Origin of the sequence: Streptomyces anandii JCM 4720 (assembly GCF_014650655.1) — a bacterium.
GTDB lineage: Bacteria > Actinomycetota > Actinomycetes > Streptomycetales > Streptomycetaceae > Streptomyces > Streptomyces anandii.
On the sequence record NZ_BMVJ01000003.1, the window covers coordinates 293,812 to 296,334 of the forward strand.

The 2,523-nt window shown below is 74.1% G+C and carries 4 protein-coding genes; 2 read left to right on the forward strand and 2 right to left on the reverse strand.

All coding sequences use genetic code 11. The features are described 5' to 3' along the window. Positions 1-6 precede the first annotated feature (6 nt). A complete protein-coding gene (locus IE249_RS07260; protein ID WP_189703932.1) occupies positions 7-390 on the reverse strand; it encodes a luciferase domain-containing protein in 384 nt (127 codons plus the stop codon). A gap of 197 nt (positions 391-587) precedes the next feature. Between IE249_RS07260 and IE249_RS07265 the strand changes: the two genes are divergently transcribed. Both IE249_RS07265 and IE249_RS07270 read left to right on the forward strand, forming a co-directional pair. Next, positions 588-1,193 (forward strand): Rv1733c family protein, encoded by a 606-nt coding sequence (locus IE249_RS07265; RefSeq protein WP_229857761.1) that lies wholly within the window; start codon positions 588-590, stop codon positions 1,191-1,193. Positions 1,194-1,335: 142 nt separating this feature from the next. Next, positions 1,336-1,908, forward strand: coding sequence for a MarR family winged helix-turn-helix transcriptional regulator (locus IE249_RS07270; protein WP_189703933.1), 573 nt, complete (start codon positions 1,336-1,338; stop codon positions 1,906-1,908). A 47-nt stretch (positions 1,909-1,955) separates the two neighbouring features. Here IE249_RS07270 and IE249_RS07275 read toward each other — a convergent pair. Next, positions 1,956-2,523: gamma-glutamyl-gamma-aminobutyrate hydrolase family protein (locus tag IE249_RS07275; RefSeq protein WP_229857763.1), on the reverse strand; the 568-nt coding region annotated here is incomplete at its 5' end.

The window sequence follows — 2,523 nt, forward strand, 5'->3', positions numbered from 1 at the left end:
GCCGGCTCAGGTGCGCAGGAAGCCCACGCCCCGTCCGTCGTTGCAGCCGGTGGCGGCGGTGCCGTTCCCGTCCGGTGCGTTCTGGTGGGCCTGGAGCGCGACGCTCACCAGGGTCATGAGCAGATCGACGTCCGCCGACGCGTCGAGGCGGACGGTCACCCACTGCGAGCCGGGCACGACGCGCACCGCCGCGGCGAAGCGCCTGAGGTCGCCCGCCAGCCGCCGGACGGCCCGGTCGGTGAGGTGGAGGTCGACGTCCCGGTCGGAGTGGAAGTGCGCGATCTCGCCGTACCGGGAGGAGAGCGCCTGCCCGGTGCCGCAGCTCGGCTCCGCCTTCATCAGGTCCGGCCAGGTGGCCAGTTGGGCCAGGGCGCGCGCCGCGAGCGTCATGGTTCCATCATGGCGCGCTCACCGCGGGGCAACCGGCCCGTGAGCGAGCCTTAACCAATCCGTGTCCAAAAGCCGCCGTACGACCATGCTCGTACCGTGATCTCCGCTGTGCCCGTGCCGGGCGGCCGGCGCGATTCCACCGTCGCTCCAGTCTCTCCGGGGAGCCTTTGATCCGTTCTGGGCGCACACTGGCTTTAATGGCCATCGGTGCTCACGAGGGGGTGTCGAAGGTGACACGTCGTGCGGGAGTGTGGCTGTGGCGATGGCGGCGCAATCCGCTGAGGCGGACCAGTGACGTCGTGGAGGCGTGGATCCTGCTCGTCGCCTGGGCCCTCGCCGTCGCGGGCGGCCTGGTGGCCGGGCTGCTGACGGCGGGCGCGATGCAGAACAGCGCGGACCGGGTGCGCGCGCAGAGCCGTACGGTGCCTGCGGTGCTCACCCAGGAGGTGACCCACGGGGCCGCCCGGCCGACGAGCAGTGCCCTGGTCTGGGGGACGGTGCGCTGGATGGAGCCGGACGGCTCCACGCACACCGGCCGGGCGAGAGTCCCGGCCACCGCACGGCCCGGCACCCCCGTCACGGTGTGGACGAACGGCCGCGGCGGTCTGACCTCCCCGCCCGCCTCCCCCGCGGACACCGCGTTCCAGTCCACGCTCGGCGGTCTGTGGGCCGGCACGGCCACGGTGGGGCTGGTGGTCGGCGGCTCCAAGCTGGTGCGGGCGCGGCTGGACCACCGACGCTTCGAGCAGTGGGCCGACGAGTGGGCGCGCATGGACACGCGGTGGGGGCGCAAGACGGGCTGAGCCGGCCTCGCAAGTCACCGGATCCGGGACGCCTTTCACGAGGTGGGGGCCGCCGTCGGCCCCCCGTACACTTTGATCCCGAACGACCGGTGGTCCGCCGAGCGGGCCGCCTGGTCCCGGCGATCAGACCGAGGGAGTGCCCGTGCCCGGCCAGCGATCCATCACCGAGGCGGAGAAGCTCGCGCAGGCCAAGCTCGGGGGCGTTCCCGTGCGCCGGGAGCAGATGGCGGCGGTCGCCAACATCTACCGGGCGGCCTCGGCGGTGCGCCAGCATCTGGAGAACTCGGTACTGCGCGACTCGGACCTGACGTGGACCGCCTTCGTGGTGCTGTGGGTCGTGTGGGTGTGGGGCGAGTCGGAGACCCGGCACGTGGCCGAGGAGGCCGGAATCTCCAAGGGCACGCTGACCGGGGTGTCCCGCACCCTGGAGTCGCGCGGTCTGCTGCGGCGCACCGGTCATCCCACCGACGGCAGGCTGGTGCTGCTCGCGGCGACCGAGAAGGGCGAGGAGTTCATGGGCCGCGTCTTCCCGGCGTTCAACGAGGAGGAGGCCTTCGTGACCTCCCGGCTGAGCGGCGAGGAGTGCCGTGACCTGGCCGGTCTGCTGCGGCAGGTGGTCCTGCAGGTCGAGGAGAACGGCGAGGCGCGGCGCCGCTCCCTCCTCGACGGCGCGCCCCCGACCCCCCGGCGCAGCGGCCGCCGCCCGAAGGCCTGACCCGCACCGCCGGCGGAGCCCGCGAGCCGGCGGCCGGCCGGCGCCGGTCAGTGGCTGTGCTGGGCCGCCGGCGAGTCCGCTCGGTGATGGGCGGACCGGCGGGACCAGTCGACCAGGGTGTCGAAGAGGCGCTGCTGGGCCGTGTCCTCGTGGGCCGTGTCCTCGGGGTGCCATTGGACGGCCAGGAGCGGGATGCCGGGGAGTTCCACGGCCTCCACCGTGCCGTCGGCGGCCCGGGCCGTGACGGTGAGGCCGTCGCCGAGGCGGTCGAGGTGCTGGTGGTGGTAGCAGGACGCCTCCAGCTTGTCGGCGCCCGTGGCCCGGGACAGGGCCGAGCCGGGGGCCAGGGATACGGGGTGCCGGACGTGGCGGTGGTCGCGGCCGGGGCCGCCCATGTCCTGGTGGAGCGTGCCGCCCAGCACGGTGTTGACCACCTGGAGTCCACGGCAGACCGCCAGCAGCGGCAGACGGGCGTCGAGGGCGGCGCGGGCGGCGGCCAGGTCGAAGGCGTCCTGGAGTTCGTCCACGTCGTAGACGCTGTCGTGGGCGTCGGCGGCGCCGTAGCGGTGCGGGGCGAGGTCGCCGCCGCCGGGCAGCAGGACGCCGTCGAAACGG